The sequence below is a fragment of the Serratia nevei genome (genome assembly GCF_024160145.1).
Taxonomy (GTDB): domain Bacteria; phylum Pseudomonadota; class Gammaproteobacteria; order Enterobacterales; family Enterobacteriaceae; genus Serratia; species Serratia nevei_A.
This window is the reverse complement of sequence record NZ_JAMYWQ010000178.1, coordinates 1-263: the sequence shown is the minus strand read 5'-3', so window position 1 is coordinate 263 and position 263 is coordinate 1. Positions and strand designations below refer to the sequence as shown.

The 263-nt window shown below is 65.0% G+C and carries 1 pseudogene; it reads left to right on the top strand.

Going from position 1 to position 263, the window contains the following annotated elements:
* A pseudogene (locus tag M6G53_RS25295) lies at positions 1-263 on the top strand (IS21 family transposase); the annotation flags it as partial.

Below are 263 nucleotides of genomic sequence, written 5' to 3'. Positions count from 1 at the left end.
TGCCCAACACCCGCGCTCCGGGCAGCAGGGTGGCTTCACGACGCAGGCGGAGCACATGCCCGATGCCCATCGCCAGCAACGCTGGAGCCCGGACAGGCTGCTGTCATGGGGTGAAAGTATCGGCAGTGCCACCCGTGCAGTGGTGGCCTGGCATCTGCATCATCGTACGCATCCGGAGCAGGCATACCGAACCTGCCTGGGGTTGCTGAATCTCTCCCGCGAGTACGGAGCCGTCAGGCTGGAGAATGCCTGCCAGAAAGCCC